A 559-nucleotide genomic window follows, 5' to 3' on the forward strand; every position below is an offset into this window, starting at 1 on the left:
ATAGCCTTGCTTTTCAGCCCAGCTCTGAATTTTTTTAGCTGCCATGAAGGTGTGCGCTATCCCTGTAGGACAAGCGGTCACTGCAACCAGTTTTTTCTTAGCCATGGTTTAATACCTTGTTCTTATCAACTGCGGCCAGTATATGAAGCGTGAATGTGTACCGACACTGTTTCATCGTACAACCGAAGTATCACGATACATCTGTGATTGAAGTCATGGTAATTTGCCTCATTTTCGCGCGTAATATTGATAGTTTCTTAAATAATAGCTGAGAGCAATGAACACATTTCAAGGTATAGAACGTGCGATTTACGAGTATTTGATCGGCCACGCCAGTGAGCTCCATGAGATTTCGGCTAAGACCATTGCAAATAAGGCTTTAACAACAACTACATCGGTAAATCGAGTTTGCAAAAAGATGGGCTACGCGAGTTACACTGAACTCAGGTATAAACTCTCTAATGAGCTCAAGCAAAATGTGACAACACCTTCAAGTCACATGAATCAGCAACAAATTGCGGGGGTTGCCAATACATTGAAGTTATCCCCTGTGGTGTAT

The 559-nt window shown here is 42.0% G+C and carries 2 pseudogenes; one reads left to right on the forward strand and one right to left on the reverse strand.

Annotated elements, in window-relative coordinates:
* A pseudogene (locus AB4486_RS25750) lies at positions 1 to 105 on the reverse strand (PTS fructose transporter subunit IIABC); the annotation flags it as partial.
* 172 nt (positions 106 to 277) lie between these two features.
* Here AB4486_RS25750 and AB4486_RS25755 point away from each other — a divergent pair.
* Positions 278 to 559 (forward strand): annotated as a pseudogene (locus AB4486_RS25755) (MurR/RpiR family transcriptional regulator); the annotation flags it as partial.

Origin of the sequence: Vibrio sp. 10N.222.55.C6 (genome assembly GCF_041473395.1) — a bacterium.
Lineage (GTDB): Bacteria > Pseudomonadota > Gammaproteobacteria > Enterobacterales > Vibrionaceae > Vibrio > Vibrio crassostreae_C.